Annotated in this window: 2 protein-coding genes; both read right to left on the reverse strand. The window is 68.8% G+C overall.

Going from position 1 to position 1,958, the window contains the following annotated elements; translation table 11 throughout:
- The coding region (locus tag AC0693_RS38730; protein ID WP_478804627.1) for a condensation domain-containing protein at positions 1–1,431 on the reverse strand (1,431 nt) is incomplete at its 3' end.
- Positions 1,431–1,958 (reverse strand): phosphopantetheine-binding protein (locus tag AC0693_RS38735; RefSeq protein WP_478804628.1); only part of this gene is annotated, 528 nt, incomplete at its 5' end. The genes AC0693_RS38735 and AC0693_RS38730, both read right to left, overlap by 1 nt.

Genomic DNA, 1,958 nt, shown 5'->3' on the forward strand with positions numbered 1-1,958 from the left:
AGCCTCGAACAACTCCGGCAACAACCCCGCCGGAACCCCCACCGACGTATCGTTCCACCCCTCCACCACCAAACGCCGCTCCTCCACACCCAGGAGATCCACCGCGTCGATGCGTGCCTGCGGATCCCGGGTCAGCGCCGCCAGGGTCCGAACCAGCCAGCCTGCGATCCGTTCGGCCGTCGCGACGTCGAACAAGTCGGCGGCCACGGTCACCGCTCCGCGCAGACCGGCCGGAGCCCCTTGGGCGTCGTATACCTCGAACGCGGTGACCTCCAGGTCGAACTTCGCGACGCGCGGCCCGGCCGCGGCGCCCGTCGGCGCTCCGGCAACCGATGCCTGCGACGGGTCCGGTACGGAGCGCACCGTGTTCTGAACGGTCAGCATCACCTGGAACAGCGGATGCCTGGCCAGGGAGCGCGCCGGGGCGAGCTCCTCGACCAGCCGCTCGAACGGCACGTCCTGGTGCTTGAACGCCGCCAGGCCCGACTTCCGTATCTGGGCGAGCAGTTCGCGGATGGTCGGGTTTCCCGTCAGATCGGTCCGAAGAACCAGGGTGTTGACGAAGAAGCCGACCAGGTCGTCCAGTGCCTCATCGGTACGTCCTGCGACGGCCGTACCGACCGGGATGTCGTGGCCCGCACCGAGCCGGGACAGCAGGAGCGCCAGGGCGGCCTGCAACACCATGAAGGTGGTCATACCCTCGGCGCGTGCGACCTGGACCAGCTTGGCATGCAGGTCGGCCGGCACCTCGAGCGGCACGCTGTGGCCGCGGTAGCTCGCAACTGCGGGTCGCGAACGGTCGAAGGGGAGCTCCAGTTCCTCCGGTACGTGCGCCAGGGTTTCCTTCCAGTAGGCGATCTGCCGAGAGATCACACTATGGGGATCCGTCTCGTCACCGAGCAGCTCACGCTGCCACAGCGCATAGTCGGCGTACTGCACCGGCAGCGGCTCCCACTCGGGGGCCCGGCCGAGAGACCGAGCCTCGTAGGCCGTGGAGACGTCCCGCGCCAGCGGGCCGGCCGACCATCCGTCGCTGGCTATGTGATGGGTCGTCACCACGAGGACCTGCTGGTCCGGTCCCGCCTGGAACAGCCAGGCGCGGATCGGCACTTCCGTCGCGAGGTCGAAGGGGTAGCCCTCGGCCCCGGCGATGGCGTCAGTCAGGTCGGCTGGCGCCACCTGGACGACGGATAGTTCCCACTCCAGTTCGTCGAGCTTGACGATGCGCTGGTACGGCTCGCCCTCCGCCACCTCGTACACGGTACGCAGCACCTCGTGCCGCCCGAGCACATCCCGCAGGGCGGCGTTCAGCGCCGCCGTGTCGACCTGACCCGGCAGGGGCAGGACGACGGGGATGTTGTACGTGGCGCTCGGGCCGTCCAACTGGCTGATGAACCACAACCGACGCTGGGCAAAGGACAAGGGAATCATCAGGACTCCTCCTGGGTGCGCATCGGCCGCAAAGTCGGCCTGGTGGACTTCTCATTTCCAAGGTGCTGTGCAAGGCCGGCCACGGTCGGCGTGTCGAACAGCGCTGCAATCTCCAGCTCGACGCCGGCGAGCGCCCTGATCCTGCTGATCAGGCGGATCGCTAGCAGTGAGTGGCCGCCGAGGGCGAAGAAGTCGTCATCGACGCTGACCCGCTCCACACCCAGCACCTGGGCGAACGCCTTGCAGAGGAGTTCTTCCTGTGGGGTGGACGGCTCCCGGCCGGTGCCCGCCACCACGGTGAAGTCGGGGGCCGGCAGGGCCTTGCGGTCGAGTTTGCCGTTCACCGTCAACGGCAGCGCGTCCAGCACCACCACCGCTGCCGGCACCATGTACGCCGGCAGCTTCCCACCAACGAACTCCCGCACGAGACCGGGTAGTTCCGCCCGATCCGCACCGGAGGCCGGGACGACGTACGCGACCAGAGCGGTCGCACCCGCCTGCCCCGCACGCGCGACCACCGCCGCCTG

The organism is Streptomyces sp. NPDC043876 (genome assembly GCF_056435825.1).